The following is a 260-nucleotide window of genomic DNA, read 5'->3' on the forward strand; positions in this document are numbered from 1 at the left end:
GCATATAGGTGCGGTTGAATCTAATTGGTTAAATGGCTACTTAACAGCCATGGGTAATCCTGATATTAAGCATTTTAGCCCAGCTAGTCAGTTTCCAGAAAGCGTTAACTTACAAGCGCAAACGAGTGAGTACGACTTACCTCTAGCATTATTTGCAAAGCAGTTAGATAGCGTTAACTTTAACTTACGCCAAGGTATGTATCAGCTTAAAAAACAAAGCGCTTTATGGTGGGGTTACTGGAAAGGCGCCGCAATTATAG

General features: G+C 40.8%; 1 pseudogene. It reads left to right on the forward strand.

From position 1 onward, the window contains the following. Window positions 1-260: pseudogene (locus AAEY57_RS20335) on the forward strand (type II secretion system protein GspL); the annotation flags it as partial.

The organism is Pseudoalteromonas sp. MER144-MNA-CIBAN-0113 (assembly GCF_040308965.1).
GTDB lineage: Bacteria > Pseudomonadota > Gammaproteobacteria > Enterobacterales > Alteromonadaceae > Pseudoalteromonas > Pseudoalteromonas tetraodonis.